Origin of the sequence: Microbacterium awajiense (assembly GCF_039536545.1) — a bacterium.
Taxonomy (GTDB): domain Bacteria; phylum Actinomycetota; class Actinomycetes; order Actinomycetales; family Microbacteriaceae; genus Microbacterium; species Microbacterium awajiense.
In genome coordinates this window covers 75215-95612 of the sequence record NZ_BAAAYU010000005.1, presented here as the reverse complement: position 1 = coordinate 95612, position 20398 = coordinate 75215, and the positions used below count along the sequence as shown (strand labels likewise).

13 protein-coding genes are annotated in these 20398 nt (G+C 68.6%); 4 read left to right on the top strand and 9 right to left on the bottom strand.

Annotation, left to right across the window (positions count from 1 at the left end; genetic code table 11):
* The first annotated feature begins 106 nt into the window (after positions 1–106).
* Together ABD663_RS07250 and ABD663_RS07245 are read left to right on the top strand one after the other, a co-directional pair.
* Positions 107–2869 carry an AfsR/SARP family transcriptional regulator gene (locus tag ABD663_RS07250; protein ID WP_344740182.1) on the top strand — a complete coding sequence of 921 codons (2763 nt, stop codon included), beginning with the start codon at positions 107–109 and terminating at the stop codon, positions 2867–2869.
* A 1-nt stretch (position 2870) separates the two neighbouring features.
* Positions 2871–5606, top strand: a complete 2736-nt coding sequence (locus ABD663_RS07245) for an ATP-binding protein (protein ID WP_344737301.1) — start codon at positions 2871–2873, stop codon at positions 5604–5606.
* Between the two features lie 28 nt (positions 5607–5634).
* Here ABD663_RS07245 and ABD663_RS07240 read toward each other — a convergent pair whose 3' ends face one another.
* From ABD663_RS07240 to ABD663_RS07225, 4 genes are all read right to left on the bottom strand, one after another.
* Positions 5635–6243, bottom strand: a complete 609-nt coding sequence (locus ABD663_RS07240) for a DUF2238 domain-containing protein (protein WP_344737300.1) — start codon at positions 6241–6243, stop codon at positions 5635–5637.
* Complete coding sequence (locus ABD663_RS07235) at positions 6240–7070, bottom strand: endonuclease/exonuclease/phosphatase family protein (protein ID WP_344737299.1); 831 nt, start codon at positions 7068–7070, stop codon at positions 6240–6242. The genes ABD663_RS07240 and ABD663_RS07235 overlap by 4 nt, the downstream gene beginning before the upstream one ends.
* On the bottom strand, positions 7067–7840 hold the full coding sequence (locus tag ABD663_RS07230; RefSeq protein WP_344737298.1) for a glycosyltransferase family A protein: 774 nt from the start codon (positions 7838–7840) through the stop codon (positions 7067–7069). The genes ABD663_RS07235 and ABD663_RS07230 overlap by 4 nt, the downstream gene beginning before the upstream one ends.
* 207 nt (positions 7841–8047) lie before the next feature.
* A complete protein-coding gene (locus ABD663_RS07225) occupies positions 8048–9475 on the bottom strand; it encodes an HNH endonuclease signature motif containing protein (RefSeq protein WP_344737297.1) in 1428 nt (475 codons plus the stop codon).
* Positions 9476–9732: 257 nt separating this feature from the next.
* On the opposite strand from ABD663_RS07225, the gene ABD663_RS07220 reads away from it, so the two are divergent.
* Positions 9733–11871, top strand: a complete 2139-nt coding sequence (locus ABD663_RS07220; RefSeq protein ID WP_344737296.1) for a catalase — start codon at positions 9733–9735, stop codon at positions 11869–11871.
* A gap of 157 nt (positions 11872–12028) precedes the next feature.
* Complete coding sequence (locus ABD663_RS07215; RefSeq protein WP_344737295.1) at positions 12029–12292, top strand: hypothetical protein; 264 nt, start codon at positions 12029–12031, stop codon at positions 12290–12292.
* A gap of 20 nt (positions 12293–12312) precedes the next feature.
* Here ABD663_RS07215 and ABD663_RS07210 read toward each other — a convergent pair whose 3' ends face one another.
* From ABD663_RS07210 to ABD663_RS07190, 5 genes are all read right to left on the bottom strand, one after another.
* A complete protein-coding gene (locus tag ABD663_RS07210; protein WP_344737294.1) occupies positions 12313–12534 on the bottom strand; it encodes a hypothetical protein in 222 nt (73 codons plus the stop codon).
* 173 nt (positions 12535–12707) lie between these two features.
* Positions 12708–13160, bottom strand: a complete 453-nt coding sequence (locus ABD663_RS07205) for a (deoxy)nucleoside triphosphate pyrophosphohydrolase (RefSeq protein ID WP_344737293.1) — start codon at positions 13158–13160, stop codon at positions 12708–12710.
* Positions 13157–16255, bottom strand: coding sequence for a DEAD/DEAH box helicase (locus ABD663_RS07200; RefSeq protein ID WP_344737292.1), 3099 nt, complete (start codon positions 16253–16255; stop codon positions 13157–13159). Before ABD663_RS07200 ends, ABD663_RS07205 begins: the two co-directional genes overlap by 4 nt.
* A 66-nt stretch (positions 16256–16321) precedes the next feature.
* Positions 16322–17380: a 5-methylcytosine-specific restriction endonuclease system specificity protein McrC gene (gene mcrC / locus ABD663_RS07195; RefSeq protein ID WP_344737291.1), complete on the bottom strand. Its 1059-nt coding sequence runs from the start codon at positions 17378–17380 to the stop codon at positions 16322–16324.
* On the bottom strand, positions 17377–19611 hold the full coding sequence (locus tag ABD663_RS07190) for an AAA family ATPase (protein WP_344737290.1): 2235 nt from the start codon (positions 19609–19611) through the stop codon (positions 17377–17379). Before ABD663_RS07190 ends, mcrC begins: the two co-directional genes overlap by 4 nt.
* Between the last annotated feature and the right edge of the window lie 787 nt (positions 19612–20398).

Below are 20398 nucleotides of genomic sequence, written 5' to 3'. Positions count from 1 at the left end.
CGAAGATTGCACGGCGATGTCGTCGTCCCCGCGGGCGGCTCGCGATTCCTACCATCGAGGCTGGCGGGGCTCTCGCCCGCCGTCGGAGGGAGTGGTCGCGTTGGATGTGCAGGTCGATGTCTTCGGCACGCCGCAGGTGCGCCGCGACGGCCGTCCCCTCGACATCGGCGGCGATGTGCCCCGCGCTCTGGTCGCGCGTCTGGCGCTCGCCCCGGGCGAGGCCGTGCCCACCGACGAGCTCATCGCCGCGGTCTGGGCGACTCCGCCCGACAGTGTGCTGTCGACCCTCCGTTCCCACGTCTCGCGTCTGCGCACTGCGGGCCTCGGCACCGCGCTGGCCGGCACACGCAACGGGTATCTGCTCGACGTGCCGCGGACCGCGGTCGACCACGCACGCTTCGAGGATGCGGTCGCCGCCCTCGATCCGTCGCGCCCGCGCGACGAACAGCTCTCCGACCTGTTCGAGCTGTCGTCGCTCGCCGGGTCCAGCCTGCTCGACGGTCTCGACGCCTTCCCGTTCGTGACCCCGGCGCGCGCCGCCGTGGTCGAGCAGCGTCGCCGACTCGAAGAGGACCTCGCCGAGCTCGCCCTCGAACTCGGCGACCACAGTCTCGCGGTCGCCGTGATCGCCGAGACCGTCGAGCGGCATCCGCTGCACGAACGACCCGTGCAGCTGCTCGCCACGGCACTGGCCAGGGCCGCCCGCCGCTCCGAGGCCGTCGACGCGATCGACGCCTTCGCCGAGCGGATGCGCGACAGCGACGGCATGGACCCCTCGCCCCGACTCGACGCCCTGCGCGCGTCGATCGTGCGGCTCGACCCCGCCGTCGTCGAGCCGACGAGGGGACCGGCCGAGACCGTGCAGCGCGTCGGGGTCGCCATCGCGCTTACGCGGTTCGTGGGCCGTTCGGCCGAGCTGCGCACCCTGCGCGCGGGCCGGCACCGCGAGCGGCTGATCACCATCGTCGGCCCGGCCGGCGTGGGCAAGACCCGCCTCGCGGTCGAACTCGCCCGCGAGGCCACCACCGCGCTCGACGACGAGCAGTACATGATCGACCTCGCCGACGTCACCGACCCCGAGGCGGTCGTGCCGCTGATCGCGTCGGTGGTGCGGGCGACCGAACTCACGGTCGACGCGATCGCCCGTCGACTCACCCGCGGCCGTGTGCTGCTCATCCTCGACAACGCCGACCACGTGCTCGGGGCGGTCGCGATCGCCGTCGACGCCCTGCTGGCCCGCACCGCCGACCTGCGGTTCCTCGTCACCAGCCGCGAGCCGTTGCGCCTGCCCGGCGAGTTCGAGTTCGTGCTGCGTCCGCTCACCGACGCCCAGGCCGAGGATGCCTGGCGCCTGTTCTCGGATCGCGCGCTCGACGCGCGCGGCGGCGAGCCTTTCGCAGCCGACGAGATCGACGCGGCGCGCGCGCTGTGCGCCGATCTCGACGGCATCCCGCTGGCGCTGGAGCTCGCAGCGGCGCGGCTCGACCTGCTCGACATCGCGCAGGTGAGAGAGGGCATCGGGGCCCGCACCACCGGCGGACGTCACGACAGTCTGCGCACGGCGATCGCCTGGACCTACGAGCTGCTCGACGACGACCTGCGCGCCGACCTGATCGCGGTCGCACGGTTCGCCGGGCCCTTCACCATCGAGGCCGCGTCGGGCGTGTCGGCGGGACCGGCCGCCGACACCAGCCGCAGGATCGCCCAACTCGTCGGGAAGTCGCTGGTGTCGGTCGACCACAGCGCGTCGGGGCGGCGTCGGCTGCGCGTCCTGGAGTCGACGAAGGAGTTCGTCGCCACCCACGACACCGAGGCCGATCTCACGGCGTGGCGGGCGCGCCATCGTGCGTGGTTCGCCGATCTCGCCTGGCGACTGGCACCGAGTCTGCGCGCGTTCGCGGCGGCCGACACGGTCGCGGTGCTCGACGGATTCCGCTCCGACCTCGACGCGGCGCTCGAGCAGGCGATCGCGGCGGGCGACCGCGACGCGGCCGTGCGGCTGGTCGCCGGTCAGGCCCCGTACTGGTACCTGCGCGGTCTGCTGCGCGCGGGCCGTGAGCGCATCGACCGCGCGCTCGCGGTGCCCGGCGACGTCGTCGAGGCCGAACCCATCGCGTGGCTCGAGCTCAGCAATCTGGCCTACCAGACCGGCGACGCGCCGGCGGCGTTCGCCGCCATCGCCCGTGCGCACGAACTGGGCGAGCGGGCGGGTGATGTCGATGTCGCCGCGGTCGCCCTGGCGCGTGCCGGGTACGGGCGCTCGCTGTTCGGCGACGTCGCCGAAGGCGGGCGACTGCTCGAAGCCGCGCGCCGGCTCGCGCCCGAGGCCGAGCCGTGGGCGCGCAGCGAGGTCGCGATGGCCTACGGGCAGCTGCTGCGCGGTGAGAAGCGGCTCGACGAGGCGCTCGAGGCGCTCACCGAATCGCACCGCATCGCCGCTTCGATCGGCTACGTGTGGATGATCACCTCGTCGATCTACGTCATGGCCAAGACCCTCGTCGACGCGCGAAGACCGCGCGAAGCGATCGGCCTCGCGGCCTCGGGCGTCGCCGGCGCGCGGGCGTTGGAGCCGGCCGGCGCGCTCGCCGTCGTCCACGCCATCGCAGGCGCCTGCGCGTACGTGGAACGGCATGACGTCGGGGCGCGTCTTCTCGGCGCGGTCGACGAGATCGGGATTGGCTACGATTACTCCACCGCGACCGCCGAGGGGGAGGATGCCGCACGGCTGCGCCGGGCGATCGCGGCCGGGCTGGCTCCCGGTGAGTTCGAACGCGAGTACCGCACCGGACGGCGATGGGGGTGGGATGACGTCATGACGGCGATCGCCCATCTGCCCCAGACGCCGGCGACCGCGCTGATCGTCGACTGACGTGGACGCGCGCCTGCTGCTGTTCGGGCCGTTCGCCGTGGTGGGCGAAGGCGCGCCGCCGGCGGTTCGCGGTGCGATCCCGCAGGCGATCCTCGCGCGGCTCGCGCTCGCCGGCGGGCCGATGAGCGCCGATGCCCTCATCGGCGACCTGTGGCAGACGCCCACCGATGCCGTGCTGTCGAGTCTGCGCGCCCACATCTCGCGGCTGCGCGCCCGCGGGTGGGGTGACGTGCTGCACGGCGGCCGCGACGGGTACGCACTCGCTCTCGCCCCCGAGCGGGTCGATGTGCTCGAGTACGAGCGTCTCATCGCCGGTGCGGTGCCGGGTGAGCGCGCCGAGGTGCTCGCCGCCGCCGATGCGCTGTGGCGGGGTGCGCCGCTGGCCTGGGCGGGGGAGTTCCCGTTCACGGCCGGGGTGGTGCGCCGCCTCGAAGCGGCTCGCCGGGCGGCGAGGATCGAGCTGGCGACGCTGCGCATGCACGCGGGTGACCCGGTCGGTGTCGTCGAGGCGCTCGCCGAGCAGGCTGCGTCCGCACCGGACGACGAGGACGTGGTGGCGCTGCTCGCGACGGCGCTTGCGCGATCAGGACGCACCTCCGATGCGATCGCCGCACTCGATGCCTTCGCGCGAGCCGCAGACGCCGACCACGCTCGCGGACTCGATGAACTGCGGCAGTCGATCGTGCGGCAGGACCCGGTCGTGTTGGGGATCGCACCGGCCGGCGCCGAGCCGACGGTCGAACGTGCCGGCATCCCGATCCCGCTCACGCGCTTCGTCGGCCGCAGCCGCGAGCTCGAATCGGTGCGACGGGGGCGCGCCGACTCACGACTGGTGACGCTCACCGGCGCCGCGGGCGTGGGCAAGACCCGCCTGGCCGTCGAGGTCGCCCGCCGCGCCGGTCACTCCGAAGACGAGGCGCAATGGCTGGTCGACCTCGCCGCCGTGGTCGAGCCGGATGACGTGGTGCCCGCGCTCGCCGAGGTGACCGGCGCCGCCGAGCCCACCGTCGACGCCGTGGTGCAGATCATCGCGGGTCGCCGCGGACTGCTGATCCTCGACAACGCCGAGCATGTGTTGGGCGCGGTCGCCGCCGTGTGCAGCGCTCTGCTCGAGCGCTGTGCGGGGCTGAACGTGATCGTGACGAGCCGCGAGTCGATGCGCATGGCGGGTGAGCGCGTGCTCGTCATCGAACCGCTGCTCGGCGGTCAGGTCGACGAGGCCGTCGACCTGTTCCTGCAGCGGGCGACCGACAGCAGCGGGGTCGTCGAGTGGGACGACGCGCAGCGTGCGTCGGTGCGCGCCCTGTGCGCGCGACTCGACGGGCTTCCGCTGGCGATCGAGCTGGCGGCCTCCCGGCTCGACGTGCTCACGCTCGCCGAGCTGGCCGACTCGCTCGCGCGGCCGGGCGCGGTCTCGACCGCGGGGCGTCACGACTCGATCGAGTCGGCGATCGCGTGGAGCGTCCGGCTCACGAGCGCCGACGAGACCCGGATGCTGTCGCAGCTGGCCGCGTTCGCGGGCACGTTCACCCTCGAGATGGTCGCCGGCATCTGCGACGCCGGCGACGCCGACGCGCGCGAGATCGCCGTCTCGCTCGCGCGCAAGTCGCTCATCAGCACCGTCAGCGGTGCGCGTGAACGGCGGTTCCGGATGCTCGAGTCGGTGCGTCACTACGTGCGGGCGACCCTGCCGCTCGACGATGAGGCTGCCTGGTCGCGACGGCATGCCGCGTGGCTCGCCGGCTACGCCGAGCGCCTGGCGCCCCGACTTCGCACGGCGCAGGCGAAGGCGACGCGCGGGGCGATCGCGGCGGCGCGCCCCGATCTCGACGCCGCGATCGCGTGGGCGATCGACGCGGGCGAGCGGGCGATCGCGGTGCGTCTGGTGGGGGCCCTCGCATGGTACTGGCACGAGCGCGGGGCGGGGGCGGACACGATCTCGCTGATCGAACGCGCACTCGCGCTGCCGGGCGATCCGCTTCCCGATGCCGAGGCGAACGCCCTGCGCGCCGCGACGTTCATCGCGTCGGCAGGTCTGGAAGCCGGGGAAGTGCGCCGGTACGTCGCGCGGCTCGGCGAAGCCGCCGCGCGCGCCGCCGACCCGCTGCATCCGATGCTCGCGGGGGCGATGCGCGCGCACGTCGCCTCATCGGTCGGCGACGAGGACACCGTCGACGAGGCGCTTCGGACGGCGGCCGACCACCGCGAACAGGTGGGGGATGCCGCGCGCTGGGCGGTCGCCGACTATCTGCTCGTCCGGGGCGACGCGCTGCGGCAGCTCGGTCGGCCGGCCCAGGCGCTCGACGCGCTCGGGGAGTGCTACCGGCTGGCCACTGAGGCCGGTGACGCGTGGGCGCTGCGCGGCGCCTGCTATGTCACGGGCCGCACGCTCATCTCGGTGCGCCGGCCCGCCGATGCACTGCCGGTGCTGCGCACGGGGGCGATCTCGTCGCTCGAGATCGAGGACGCCGCCGGCGCACTCGCCGCCGTCGACGTCTTCGCCGCCGCACTCGTGCAGCTCGACCGGCCGACGCGCGCGGCAGAGCTGTTCGGTGCGGTCGACGCGCTGGGCGAGCGATACACCCCTCATCACGGGGGCTCGGGCGGTACGCTCACCGCGGATGCGCGCGAGCGCGCGCGTCAGGCGCTGACCGCCGAGCAGTGGCAGGCCGCCGTCGAGGCGGGGCGGCGCCGCGACCTGCGCTGGGTCATGTCGAACCTGCACCCGGCGCCCTGAGCGACGTCGCGGGAGCCTCGCCGCCGCGTCACCGGCCGGGCCGCGCCGGGGCGGCGATCGTGGTGTCGGTGCGTTCGAGGGCGACGCTCGCGACGAGGGCGCCGGCGACCAGGGCGCCCAGGCCCCCGGCCGCCATGTCGCCGATGGTGTCGTCGTAGCCGACCGAGATCGTGGGGGTGATGACGGCGTGGCCGAACCACTCCACCATCTCCCACAGCGCCGACAGCGCCAGGCCGATCGCGGGGGACAGCGTCATGGGGATGCGCGTCCGGAAGCCGGGATCCCCGCGACCGGGCACGACCTCGGCGCGCACCAGGGCGAGGTAGGTCAGTGCGGTCAGCACGCCGGTGCACACGAAGTGGACGATGAGATCCCACCCCACGAGGGTCGTGTACAGGTCGATCACGTTGCTCCACGCGGCGACGAGGATGACGGTGGTGCTGACGATGTCGAACCAGGCCGTGGTTCCCAGCAGGCGGGGGACGAGCAGGAACGGCAGCGCCGCCGCCAGGATGCCGGCATCCGTCGGCTCGAAGACGAGCGCGGCGACGACGATGCCGAGCAGGCCGACCACCCGCAGGGCGTCGGCGACGAACTCGGCGGGCGTGCGCGGCGGACGCAGCAGGTTGTCGATCATGTCGCCTCCTTCGCGTCGACGTGCACCTCAGCATGCACCGGAAGGTGATCCGACGGCCAACCGCCCGATGTCGGCTGCCCGCCGATGCCGATGGTGCGCACGCCGACGTCGGGTGTGGTGACGATCCAGTCGATGCGCGCGCCGGGGCGCGGCGGGCGGTAGCCGGCGAGGGTGCCCCACTCGGGCGTCGTGCGTGCGTCGGCGGCGAGCCAGGCGTCGCGCAGTTCGCCGCGACCGAGCAGGGCGCGCGCGGTGCGCGAGCCGGGCGAGGCGTTGGCGTCGCCGACGATGACGGTCGGGATGCCGCGGGCGCGAGCGTCGATGCGGATCGCCTCGGCGGCGCGCACCCGCGACCGCGACGAGAACGGGTCGAGGTGGGTGTTCATGACGCACAGGTGCCCGCCCGAGCGTCGGTCGAGGAAGACGCCGGTGACGAGAACGCGCGGGATCAGGTTGCCCCACGACCGTGACCCGGGCTCGTGGGGCCGGTCCGACAGCGCGGTCTGGCTCCACTCCCGCAGCTCGAGTCGATGCTCGTCGAAGAAGAGCGGGCACGACTCCCCGTCGCCTCGCTTCGAGCGTCCGTGCCCCACGAACGCGTAGCCGTCGCCGAGCGCCTCGGTGAGGGTGGGGAGCTGCTCGGGCATGACCTCCTGGCAGCCGAGGATCGCCGGCCGCTCGGTGCGCAGCATCCGGAACAGGGGCTCGCGGCGCTCGGCCCACCGGTCGGCGCGGCGCAGGGCGAACCGCCCCAGCGGCCGGCGCACGTTGAAGGTCATCACGTGCAGCGAGGCCTCGTCGATCATGCCGAGCACGCGCGAGCTCATGCGTGGCCTCGGGATGCCGGCCGATCGCGGCGACGCGCGGCGGCGAGGGTGCGTCGCAGCAGGCGGCGGTCCCACCGCAGCGGCGGCAGGTCGTAGGGCCAGTGCGTGATGACGGTGCGGAAGCCCCGCGCGATCCGCCGCGCGAACGCCTGCGGGTCGTCGAACGGGCGCATCGAGATGCCCATCGTGCGCGCCGGGATCAGTCGCACACGGTGGTATTCGCCGAGGTGGAACGACAGGTCGAGGTCGTCGTGCAGTTCGGGGTCGCTGCGGTGCACGTGGTCGCGCACCCGCAGCCACGCACGCCGGGTGAACGCCAGGTTCGAGCCGAACAGCGGCGCGTGCCCGAGGGTGACGAATCCGACGGTCACGTACGCGCCGAGGTAGAGCGCCGCGAGAGGGCGGCGAAGCCGCGGCGGTCCGTCGGTGAACACCGCTCCGCCGGTGACCACCGACGCCGTCGGTCGGCGGACGAACGCGGCGACGACGGTCTCGATCCAGTCGGGCGCGGGGATGCAGTCGGCATCGAGGCGAAGGATGACGTCTCCGCGTGCCGCGTTGTAGCCACAGGCCGAGGCCGCGGCGATCCCGGGCGTCGCGCAGGGGATCACGCGTGCGCCCCCTTGCGCGGCGACGTCGGCCGAGGCGTCGGTGGAGGCGTTGTCGACCACGACGATCTCATCGGGATGCCGCGTCTGGCGGCTGAGCGCTTCGAGGCACCGCCGGAGGGCCGGCGCGTCGTCCTTGACCGGGATGACGACCGACAGCATCGGGGCAGGATGTCGAGGGTTCAGGGCGCGTCCGATCGTCGCGGGACGGGGGTGGAGGCGGCGCGGGTCGGGGTGGCGGCCGTGGCGGGGTCGGTCGCGGGCATGTCCCGACCGTATGACACGTCGCGGCGGTCGGTGTGGGATTGACGACCGGCCGCAGGACGCGATACAGCGGACGCGGAGTGACGGCATCCCGCGCGGCGGGCTTCAGAACGGGGCCGGATCGAACTCGGCGTCCGTGGTGAAGTGCACTCCCGATGACGGGTGGTCGGGGTAGACCCTGCCGCCGGGGCTCGTCCACTCGAGCACGCCACCGGGCTTGTGCACGACCGACCACGGCGTGTGGTGTTTCAGCGTGTGATGTCGACGGCAGAGATGGCTGAGATTCTCGACGGCGGTCGTGCCGCCGTCGACCCACGCGACGGTGTGGTCGATGTCGCTGCGGGCGGTGGACTGGCGGCATCCGGGGAATCGGCAATGTCGGTCGCGCACCGCGAGCAGCCGGCGCATTTTCTTGCTGGGTTGGTACCGGTCGACGGCGAGGACCGTCCCCGAGATCGGATGCGTGAGGATGCGGTCCCATCCGGGGGCGGTGCGGGCGAGTTCGCGCGCCGTGTCGGGGTCGATCGGGCCGTGCCCGGCGAGCGTGACGGCGTCGAAGGGATCGTCGACGGGCGAGTCGAGCAGCGTGAGCACCGGAACGGTCACCTGGACCGTCGCGCGGATGGCGGCGAGGCCAGTGTCGACGGATCCGACGTGGGCGACGGGGTCCGCGGCGAGCAGCAGGTCGGCGACGAGGTCGGCGCGGATCTCGTCGAGCGACCGCCGGGCTGCGACAAGGTCGTCGAGGCCGGTGCGGGCGCGCTCGGCGGCATCCGCCAGTTCGTCTATGGCCGCCGGGGTGGCGTTCGCGTCACCCGCGGCCGCTCTCGCGGCGCGCTCGGCCGCCTTCAGCGCCTCGCGCGCCTCGCGGATCGCCTGGGCGTCGGCATCCGTCACCTCGCGCGCCATGCGGGTGAGGCGGTCGTGGATGCCGTAGACGATCACGGCCGGACCGGTCAGCAGCATCTCGGCCATGCCGTCGTCGACGTCGTACACCTGCACGGCGCGGGTGCGCGCGGCGGCGGCGTGGCGCTCGCGGATCGTCTCGTCGAGGTACCACTCCGCGCGCCGCTTCGCGATCGGCCGCAGCCGTGAGGCCGACTCGGCCTCGGCATAGGCGAGCACGCTCGCTTCGTAGTCGGCGATGAGCTCGGGGTGGGTGATGCGATCGCCCGCCTCGACGATGATCCGCGCGTGCGCGAGCGAGATGCGGCCCTTCTGCAGCGAGGTGAGGGTCTCGGTGAACGAGCCCACCAGCCGCTCGGCCTCGGCGAGCTGGCGCTGCACCGTGCGGTCGGACACGCGCAGTGCCGCCGCCAGTTCGGCCGCGACCGAGCGGCGGGCCACTTCCGCGTCGGACCGGGTGGGCTCGGCATCGGCCCACTCGTCGGCGATCGCGCCCGCCGCGGCCAGCACCCGCGCTTCGCGCGCCTGAAGCGCGGCCATCTGCCGGCGGATATCGACGATCTCGTCGACCATCGGCGCCAGTCGCGCGGCCGCGATCCCGGCGGGAGCGGTGGCCGTCGTCGTCATGGTTTCATCATGACAGGGAGCTCGGACATTCGTTCGAATGTCGGCCGCATCTGGCCGACTCCGAACTTCACGAAGGGTTGCCGTCGGCGACCCGCGCGAGCACGCGCGCCGTCTGCTGGGTGAGTTCGGTCCTCGTCACGCGAGCGCGCCGAGCAAACCGGCGGAGAATCTCACTGCGAGCGCGCCGTGTCAACCCCGTGCCGGCGGCGGGGTTCGCGTGCCTATCCTCCCGACACGACCCCCGAGGAGGACGCCACGTGAGCACGCACGACCAGCCCACCATTCCCGGCGCACCGGCGCCCGAGCCGCCCAGCTTCGACGAGCCGACAACGCCCCGCGAGCCGCTGCCGCCGAAGGCCGATCAGCGTGGTCCCGAGACGCGGACGCCCACGGGAGCAGCCACCGATCTGCCCGCCGAGGCGGTCGCGCAGCAGGGCGCCCACCTCACCACCGCGCAGGGCACCCGGCTGCCCGACACCGATCACTCTCTCAAGGCGGGGCCGCGCGGGCCCGTCCTGCTGCAGGACCACCACCTGCGCGAGAAGATCATGCACTTCGACCATGAGCGGATCCCCGAGCGCGCGGTCCACGCCCGCGGTGCGGCCGCGCACGGGGTCTTCGAGGCGAACGGCGCGGCCGAGGGCGTGACCAAGGCCGCGTTCCTGCGGGCGGGCGCTCGCACGAAGGTGTTCGTGCGGTTCTCGACGGTGCTCGGCTCGCGGGGTTCCGCCGACACCGTGCGAGACACCCGGGGCTTCGCCACGAAGTTCTACACCGAAGAGGGCGTGTACGACCTGGTCGGCAACAACATCCCGGTCTTCTTCATCCAGGACGCCATCAAGTTCCCCGACGTCATCCACGCCGGCAAGCCGCATCCCGATCGCGAGATCCCGCAGGCGCAGTCGGCGCATGACACCTTCTGGGACTTCGTCTCGCTGCACACCGAGGCGCAGCACCACACCATCTGGAACATGTCCGACCGCGCGCTGCCGCGCTCGTATCGCATGATGCAGGGTTTCGGCATCCACACCTTCCGGCTCGAGAACGAGGCCGGCGAGACGAGCCTGGTGAAGTTCCACTGGCGACCCACGCTCGGCACCCACGGCCTGATGTGGGAGGAGGCGCAGCTTCTCGCGGGGAAGGACCCCGACTTCCATCGTCGCGACCTCGCCGACGCCATCGAGGCCGGGGCTTTCCCCCAGTGGGAGCTCGCCTTGCAGGTCATGCCCGACACGCCGGACGAGACGTTCGAGGGCATCGACCTGCTCGATCCGACGAAGATCGTGCCCGAAGAGCTCGCCCCGCTGCAGGTGATCGGCACGATGACGCTCGACGCGAATCCGACCAACTACTTCGCCGAGACCGAGCAGGTGGCCTTCCATCCCGGCCACCTCGTGCCGGGCATCGACGTCACCAACGACCCGCTGCTGCAGGGGCGACTCTTCTCGTACCTCGACACGCAGATCACGCGCCTGGGCGGACCCAACTTCGCGCAGCTGCCAATCAATCGTCCGCACACCGATGTCAACGACATGCTCCGTGACGGGATGCATCAGACCGCCGTGCACGCAGGCGTCGCGCCGTACCACCCCAACTCGCTCGACGGCGGATGCCCGTTCCATGCCGGTGCGGATGCGGGGGCGTTCATCGAGGTTCCCGCGCGGGTCGAAGAGTCGGTCAAGGAGCGCCGTCAGCCCGCGAGCTTCGACGACCACTTCTCGCAGGCGCGGCTGTTCTACCTGTCGCTGACGCCGGTCGAGCAGCAGCACGTCGCCGACGCGTACGCCTTCGAGCTCGGCAAGTGCTTCGAGCAGACGATCAAGGAGCGTCAGCTGGCGGCGCTCGCGAACATCGACGCCGACCTCTGCGCGAGCGTCGCCGCTTCGCTCGGGCTGCCCGTGCCCGACGCATCGATCGAGGTGGGCGAGCCCGAGCCGAGTCCGGCGCTGCGGATGGTCGGCGACCAGTGGCCGATCGACGGGCGCATGGTGGGCATCATCGCCGACGACCAGACGGATGCCGCAGAGCTCGCGGCCGTGCGCACGGCCCTCGATGAGGCATCCGTCGTCCCGCTCGTCATCGCTCCGCACGGCGGCCTGCTCGGCGACATCCCCGTGCAGCGCACGCCCGACACCGCCGCGAGCGTCGAGCTCGACGCTGTGCTTGTGCTCGCGAAGTCGGACGACCCGCGCGTGCTGCGTCTGCTCGACGAGGTGTACCGACACGCCAAGGCGATCGGCGTCGCGGATGCGGCGTCGTCGGTGCTCGAGCGGCTCGATGCGGATGCCGGCGAGCCCGGTGTCGTCGTGGGGTCGGCATCCGCTGTCGTTCGCGAGATGCTCGGGCTGCTCGCGGCGCACCGCGTGTGGGAGCGGCTGAGCGAGGCGACTGGCTGAGTCGGGCAGCCGCCGTTCGATTGCGGCAGTTTCCTGCGAACGCTGCGTCGCCCGACGGCGCAGTCGCAGGAAACGGCAGCGCAGCGCGCCGGCGGCCGCGCGTTGGTCAGGGCCGGTGCACCGTCGGCCGGATGCCGCCCGGCGGTACCGTGGCGCCGTGAGGTTCGTGAGCTCGTTCGTCGACCGCGAGGCGGGGTATGCGCTCGGTGTCGAGCAGGAATCGGCGACGGCCTACCTGTCGATTCCGGTGTCGAACACGCTCACCGACTACGAGGAGTACTACGCGCTGACCGAGGCGGAGTACGACGCACTCCTGGCGGATGCCGGTCTTGCCAGAGCGTTCGCGGAGTCGTGCCGGCGGCGGGAGCAGGATGAGCGGCTGATTCTGAAACCGGGGACGGATCGCGGGGAGCCGTGGTGAGCGGCGTCGTCGCCGGGTGATCACGCAGCAGGCATCTGGAGTGCCGCGACGAGCACGGCTCCGCCGACGAGCATGACGCCGGGCAGGGCGACCATGGAACTGAGGAGTCCGCACCATCCGACGGCGCTCGCCTCGCCTGCTTCGTACTGGGGGCGGTAGCGGAACGTGTGCACGCCGAGCGTGATGAGCACCGCGCCGGCGAACAGCATGGCGAGGATCAGGGCGAGGGCGAGGGGAGACATGGTCCGTGGTCTATCCGCTCTGCGCCCTGGGGACGTGGGGGATCGATGCCGGATGCCGCATATGAGCGACGCTAGCGGTGCGGAGGGTGTCTGCGCTGTCGGGATTTTGGGGGACAGGAATCGCCCGGAGGTCAGCGCCCACCTACATTGAGACGCGGTATGTCTACGGTCACCTACGCTTTGCTGTCGCTATCGACCGAGCCGCATTCCATTCCACTGGTCGGCGGCTGGAATCGTTCCACCGCACGACGCACAGCTGACAACGCAAGGCGATCCGACGTGAGCCAGTCAACCTCGCTCAGCCTGTCAGGAGGTAGCCAGCGGACTTCGTCGTGGTCAACGCTGAGCAACGGTGCCTCCGGGCCAACGGTCGCCAGGAACAGGCGAAGAGCATGCTTGTCGCTTATGCGCCACGGCGAACCTTCATCAGCGATCTCCTCGATCACACTGATCCGTGAGTTCAACTCTTCGTCAATCTCACGCACAAGAGTCGCAGTGAGGTCCTCGCCGTCCTCGACCTTGCCTCCTGGGAATTCCCACTTGCCAGCGAGCTCAACCGGCCGAAGGCGTCGCGCCGCAAGCACCATCCCGTCGCGCACGATAACCGCGCCAACCACAATGCTCACTGCGCTGCCACAGCCGCGCGCTGGAAGAAGTCGGACGGCATTGGGCGATCGAGCTTCCATGTGATGGCGATTGGCCGTTCACCGACGTGCTGTACGTACTTGGCATTGCCAAGGAATAGGTAGGGCGAGGTCCCGAGTTCGTTCTCCTTCTGTTCACGCACGAACAGGAGGACGTCGCTCGATCCGGCGAGATACCGTTGGCCGGTTGGTGAGGCCACTGTCGTCACGGACTGACTCTCCCAATGGAAGAGTCTTTCGCTAATGGGGTAGTCGCGATACATCGTGCTCGGAGAGAATGCGGCTGTGGACTTCTTCAGCGTGACAAAGAGAGCGTCGATGTTCTCGTCGGCGACGTAGAGCACGCCTTCTCGGAACGAGTTCGGTCGCCGCTGGAGACTTGCGTACCGGAGGCCTGCGAGGACTTCCTCACGCTGGTACCGGGCATGGACGCGCAGTGGCATCCAAGCGAGACGGCCCAGTACCGGGGAGGGCACGTGTCGGGCAGTGTCGAACGAGAGCTTGATCGCAGCCGCTAGCTCGTCGCGTACGGCTCGCTCACTCCTGAGAATTCGCAACCCGTTATCGACCGAATCGAGTCCACCCCCGTCCGGCCACAGGGAGAAGAACAGCATCTCGGCGAACAGCTTGCTTCGCGCGGACAAGTCTGAAAAGGCCGGTGCATCGTCAGCAAGCAAGGCGAGATACTCCTGCACCCGTTCTCGATCGTCAACGTGGACTAGGGCGCGGACACGTTTCAACAGGTAGCTCTCGTGCTCAGCACCGCTAGCCGTGGGCAGTCCTGCTTCTCTCCGAAGATGGGTCCAAGAGCGCCCGGACTGCCCTCGCTTCAGGACGTCCGCGAGTTCCACCCCGGCCTCCCTCAGGAAGGCTTCCAGCGTTAGATCGCCATAGGAACGCAGCTCGGCAGCAAGCTGACTCCACCGGTTAGCGACTTGTCCTTTCAGGTTCTCGAGAATCGCGCCCTGCGCCTGTCGGTCGAGTACGATCTGCGACCCCGAGGGAAGGAACGGAAACCCGTGCTCCACCTGGCGAGTGAGCGCCTGTCGGGTCATGCCCGTGAGAGCACGCAGCTTCCGATCCCACCGAAACTGTTTGCGTTGGTGCCCCACGAAGTCGAGAGCTGTGAGGACCGCCTTCTCAGGGGTGCGACGCAATCCGCGACCAAGCTGCTGGAGGAATATCGTTGCGCTCTCCGTCGGGCGAAGGAACAGCACCGTGTCAACGTCGGGTACATCGAGCCCCTCGTTGAAGAGCTCTGCAGAGAAGAGGACGTTTACTTCGCGGTTTCGGAGCTTCCGCAGCGCCTCGTCGCGAGGCGCGCCGGTGCGCCCATCGCCGCTCACCATCAAGGCGGGGATGTTGGCGGCGTTGAAGACCCGTGTCATGTAGTCCGCGTGCGAGACATCAACGCAGAAGCCCAGCGCTCGCATGCCGGAGGTGTCGATGACCTTGTCGACGAGCTCCTTGACGACGATTCGCGCGCGAGCGTCGTTGCCGGTGAATAGCTCCGAGAGTTGAGCGGTGTCGTATCCACCGCGCACCCATGCAACGCGAGACAAGTCGGTTCCGTCAGCGATGGCGAAGTAGTGAAATGGCGACAGAAGCTCTTGACCGAGCGCGTCCCATAGTCGTAGCTCCGCGGCAATACGACCATCGAAGTAGCCCAGTACATCGTTGCCGTCAGCGCGCTCGGGGGTCGCCGTCAATCCAAGCAACTCCTTGGGGCGGAGATGATCGAGGAGTCGGCGGTATGTCGCGGCGCTCGCATGGTGGAACTCATCGATGACGACAACATTGAAGGCGTCAGGAGGTATGTTCTCGACGCCATAGGACGTCAATGACTGAACGCTCGCGAAGACATGTTCCCACCGTTCCGGCCGGCTGCCCGCGACGTAGATCTCACCGAAGTTGGGATCCGTCAGCACTTCGCGATACGTGCGTTGGGCTTGGGTGAGGATCTCCTTCCGGTGGGCGACGAACAGGAGTGACCGCGCGGACCCTCCGAGCCGGCGATAGTCAAGTGCTGCAAGTACCGTCTTTCCCGTCCCAGTCGCGGCGACGACCAGATTCCGATGACGGCCGTGCACCCCTCGTTCCGCTGCGAGCGCATCCAGCATCTCCAATTGATACGGGTACGGTCGCACCTCCAGCCCGGAGAGTGAGACCGTCTCACGACCATGGCGGCCAGCGCCCGATGCCTCAGCAAGGGCGTCATCAAGGCGGTCGCGGTCATGATCAGGGTCGTACACTTCGTAGCTCGTGTCGTTCCAGTACGTGTCGAACGTTGCCTGGAACTTCTCCAGCAGTGCCGGTGTCCCGATTCTCGAAAGTCGGACGTTCCACTCGACTCCGTCGAGCAGTGCCGCCCGCGAGAGGTTCGACGAGCCGACGTACGACGTGTCGAAGCCACTGCGTCGGCGGAACAGCCATGCCTTGGCGTGCAAGCGAGTGCGCAGCGAGTCATACTGCACCTTGATCTGGGCGCCGAACTCGCGAGCGAGGCGATCGATGGCGGCGCGTTCGGTGGCGCCCAGGTAGGTAGTAGTAATGATGCGGAACGATGCGCCGCGGCGCCGGAGTCGTTGAAGTTCTGCCTCGAGAAGTCTCACGCCGTGCCACTTAACGAATGCGCAGAGCAGGTCGACTTGATCCGCTGTATCGATCTCGGCCTTTAACTCCGAGTTCAGATTCGGTTCACCGCGCGAGTTCGTGAGCAGTGCGGATTCGCTGAGCGGAGTGGCCGGACGGACGTCCTCGTAGCCAATCGTGCCTGGGACAAGGTGCGGCGAAAGGCGTTGAAGATACTCAACAGGCGCGGCAATGGCGTCGGGCGAGTTCGAGATCTCGCGCAGCAGTCTGTTGGCTAGCTCGAGGCGCGCGGCCTCGGTGCCAATTGAGGACAGTTGACGCACAGTCTCCTCGTACACTCGGCGAGCGAGAACGTGCGGTTGGTCTGCCTCGTCGACCGCTTCGAAGCTCGGATCTAGGCCTGACAATGCGCCAAGGCGGCTCTGAAGCCCAGAGGTCACGAGGGACTCGTAGAGGCCCGCGTGCAACTCTGAAGGCTCCGCCATGCTGCTCCTAACACTTGTCCGTCTCAGTGGCTCCATACGCTAACGGAGCTGATCAGAGGTGAATGCTCATGAGCCCTCCGGTGCGAGCCAGTCGAGCACGCTTTCAAGTCGTGCAGCGATCGACTCCCAAGATTGATTCAGGTCGAGTGTCTGAGCGCCAATTCTGTTTCCCTGGACGATCACGTCCAAGTCCGGCTGAGCGATTGCCTCGGTCTGTGCGTAGAGCAGTAGGCCGCTCACCGCGCCGGTGCGCTTCCGATCCTCGTTCTTGACGTACGCAAGGACCTGATACAAGTTGCCAGAGTGAACGGTCTCCTTCCCGCTCAGACCCTGCTGGAGGGTGTTCCCGTAATACTTGGCGTCGATAATGATGGTTCGGTTCGCAGACCGCAGGGTGACGTCGGTGCGCATCTCGGGTAGCTGTCCGCCGAAGATACTCGGCTGATCGAGATCCCACGGAATGATGCGCGCTCCCGGTGAGAGCTCAGGGTGGTGGAAGGCGTAGTACTCGCGGAGAAACCGTTCGAACAGCACGTTCATTTTCTCGTCAGGGAGCCAGCTCGCGAGTCGCGCAGTGCCGGCCGACTCGGTGGGGAGTAGCCCGCGGATGGTGAGCTCGCAAACCCCGAGTAGGAGCCGATAGGACGCGTTCGATCGGTGGTAGGTGAGCGACTCCCAGCGGATCGAGGTCGGCGCAACTGAAGTCACCGTATCGAGGTAGGGGAGCACGCGGCGGAGCGCGTCCTTCCGCGGCGTGGATACCTCGCCGTGCCGGATGAGTAAGGTGATTGCCGCCTTGAGTGCTTGATTGTGGGGCGTGTCGATCTCGTACTCGTCGAACTCGCACACAACGCGTCCTCGGGTGATCGAGCGAGCGCTAGCCGTACGTCCAACGTTGATGCGACCCCGCACAGTGGCCAGTTCTTCGCTCATCGCGAGGTAGTCGCGATGAAGGCCACGCTTGACCTGTGTGCCGACGCCGAGGGCAAGGATCTCAGCAAGGAGATCGTGCAAGTGATCGAACTTCTCGGTCGCGAAGCGGTCGGCGCCTTCGGTTCGCATGGTCCTGAACGCGTACGCGAGCATGACGTACACGTTCCGGATGACGATGCTGCGGTCGATCACGCGATAGCGCCCCGCAACCTGGTTGCCCACTGTCGGGCCACGTCGGGCTCATCGAACCAGTACTCGTCGAGGAGGGGAACGAGTTCATCTTCCACGACGGAGTAGAGCCATTCGTCGGCCAGGTCGTCGTCCGGCGGTGCGCTCAGATAGCTGTGGCCGACGGCAAAGCCCGGGCCGAGCGCCGGATCCGCCGTGATCGCACGGTTGAGGTCGAGGAAGACGCCAATCAGTGCATCGAGCGCAGGGCTCTGCATCGACTGTTGCCAGGACGTGAACCCGTTCGAGTCGAAGCCGGGCGCCATATGAAAGAAGCCGAAGCGTCTGCGTAGCGCATAGTCGAGGACAGCGAGACTACGGTCGGCGGTGTTCATCATCCCGATGATGTGGACGTTCGGTGGGACGGAGAACTTCTCGTTCTTGTAGAGGAGGCGCAACTCCTGGCCGCGCTTGTCTGCCTCGATCAGCATCAGGAGTTCCCCGAGGATTTTGGAGATGTTCCCTCGGTTGATCTCGTCGATGATGAAGAAGTACGGGCGGTGGACGTCGTCCTTCCGTGCTTCTTCACAGAAGCGGTAGAACGGGCCCTCGGTCAGCGTGAATCCGCCAGACTCGGTCGGGCGGTAGCCCATCATGAAGTCTTCGTATGAGTAGCTCTGATGGAACTGAACCATCTGCACCCGAGGAAGATCCTTCGCGCCCATGATTGAAAACGCTAGGCGCCGGGCTGCGAACGTTTTTCCGACTCCCGGCGGGCCCGCAAGGATTACGTTCTTCTTCCGCAGCAAGAGCCCACGGAGCCGCTCGTATGCCTCCTCCGCGAGATAGACCTCGTCAAGAAATGCTTCCCGGCTGTATGGCGGCGGAGGGGTAACAAGTTCGACTTCCTCGTGTTCGTCGTCCTCCTCACTCGCGAAGAGATACTCAAGGTTTCCGACATAGTCCGGGTACGAGGTGATGTCGGTCAGGGTCTTCACGGCGGCGTCTCCGGGATGCTCCCACGACCCAACGTGAGTCCAGTTCACCGAGCGAACGTGACGGAACTTGCCGCGCTCAGGCTCAAACCTGGCTGCAGAGATCACCTCCCCTCGACCGACGAGTTCCCGCCTTCCGCGTTTGGCGTAAACGACGTCGCCCACCGCGATCTCGTTCTGGAACTGCCACAAGCAGAGCACGTCATTCTTCAACGACGACGTCGAACCCGATGCTGCTGCCAGATCGACTCGGATCGATTCGCGGTCTGGATATCCGGCGAGATCGCCAATTCCATCCCAGCCGAGCGCCATGATCCCCTCGGCGTGAAAGGTACCCCACTCTGAGGCTTGCGCCCCAGGTGAGTAGAGCCAGTGGTGCCGTGGTCGAGGCTCGTCATCGACGACCTTCGGGGGCTTGGCGGTGTCCCACATGCCGCGGACGTTCGGAGTCCAGAAGTGGAATGGCTCCGAAGTCTCGGCCGCCAACGACGCCCGGATGGCAAGTAGATCGCGATCCAGCGACTGCGCGTCGACCCCACTTATGCCACCGATCCGGTCAGCGAGTCCGGACCGGATCTGCGTCTTCATGTTCACCGACGAGATTGGCTCAAACACGTCTGGAAACGCGAGAAAGAGCATCGCATTGCGCATGTCAGGGGTTCCGTCGCCGATATCAAGCATGATGCGCTGGACCTGCCACGGGTGATCCTTCGCGGCGCTTCGCTCCCCGTCTGACAAGCCGCGCCACTCGCGCACAAACGTCGCTGCCCAGATCAGGTGAAGCCAAAGCCGACCGTTGAAACCCTGATTGCTCGCAAAGCCTCCATCGCCAGTGGGTCGGTCCAGCGCGTCGTTCATCCACTCCGGAATGTCGGGGACCTGCTCCACCAGTCTTAGGACACGAGTGAGATGCTGTCGGCGAGTTGCGGGTGAGGCGTTCGAAACCGGCTGCTCGCGCAAGAAGACCAACTCAGCAGCCATCAGTACGACATCGCGCGACGCGCCCGCGAGTTGGATCTCGAGCTTGTCCCACTGCCCGGCCTCCGTGCCGATGAGCGGATTGTCTTCGATCCGCCTGCGCAGGTCTTCCGCAGCGGTAGCTGTCCAAACGTTTACTGCTGGGTCGATGACTGACCGACCATCGCCAAGCATGTGGTCGAATATCTGAGCGACCTGCCGCGCGATGGCCATGTCCGCTTCGGGGCGGGACGGTAGCGCGAGGGCAACCGTGTCTGCGTCATGGGGCAAGGTCTTCGCCATTCTCAGCACTCCAACGCTCTCGCGAGGTTCCATCGCGGGACGCGACAGGGACGAGTCTCAGTTGACCGCATCGACTACCACGTTTCAAGCAGACGCGACGGACGCGCCCAGGATCCATCCGTGCCGGTTGACGCTCATCCCGCGGGTCGGTGGCATCCACAGTCCCGACGCGATCGCGAAAGTCTGGACGCACCGTGAAAAGCAACGTGATCAGCCTGCTTGCTCGCGCGACCATGCGTTTGCGAGACGAGGAGTGGCCGTCGTCGGGCTGGATCCCTCTACGGGCATCGCCCGCATGAGGGGCCTCGTCGGGCGTCTTGATCGCTCTCGCTGGTTGGTAGCTCCGCCGGTACTCGCTGGCGCTACCCAATTCGCCATTCCAGGCCGAGCCCAGCCTCGCGCAGCCCGATGGTGAATCGGAGGCAACGGGCGAGCGCCTCGCAGTTCAGAGTGTTGGCGTACGCCGAGGAGCACCAATCCTCGGACCGAGCACTACCTCTGGCGTCCAGTATCTCCGTGAGGTGCTGAGCAATCTCCTTGACTTCCGCGGCGGTGAGAGTCCCGCTCACCGCGACCCAGGGCTGACCAGGGTGGTGGGGCGGAGTTCGCACTAGCCTGGCCGCCGGCCCCGCGTTGACGCCGTCGACGTCGAGCGCCTGTTGCAAGCATCGCCAGCAAGCCCCGAGCTGGAGATAGTCCTGAATATTGTCACTCGACGTGTTGGCAGGACTTGCGGAAATTGCCGCGCCCTCCGAGCGCAAGGCCTCGGTTTGCACGGATCGCAGTT

Excerpts from the sequence above, each read along its gene's own strand:
- ABD663_RS07240 (WP_344737300.1), bottom strand. The coding sequence starts at position 6,243 with ATGATCGACAACCTGCTGCGTCCGCCGCGCACGCCCGCCGAGTTCGTC.
- ABD663_RS07235 (WP_344737299.1), bottom strand. The coding sequence starts at position 7,070 with ATGAGCTCGCGCGTGCTCGGCATGATCGACGAGGCCTCGCTGCACGTG.
- ABD663_RS07230 (WP_344737298.1), bottom strand. The coding sequence starts at position 7,840 with ATGCTGTCGGTCGTCATCCCGGTCAAGGACGACGCGCCGGCCCTCCGG.
- ABD663_RS07225 (WP_344737297.1), bottom strand. The coding sequence starts at position 9,475 with ATGACGACGACGGCCACCGCTCCCGCCGGGATCGCGGCCGCGCGACTG.
- ABD663_RS07210 (WP_344737294.1), bottom strand. The coding sequence starts at position 12,534 with ATGTCTCCCCTCGCCCTCGCCCTGATCCTCGCCATGCTGTTCGCCGGC.
- ABD663_RS07200 (WP_344737292.1), bottom strand. The coding sequence starts at position 16,255 with ATGGCGGAGCCTTCAGAGTTGCACGCGGGCCTCTACGAGTCCCTCGTG.
- ABD663_RS07190 (WP_344737290.1), bottom strand. The coding sequence starts at position 19,611 with ATGGCGAAGACCTTGCCCCATGACGCAGACACGGTTGCCCTCGCGCTA.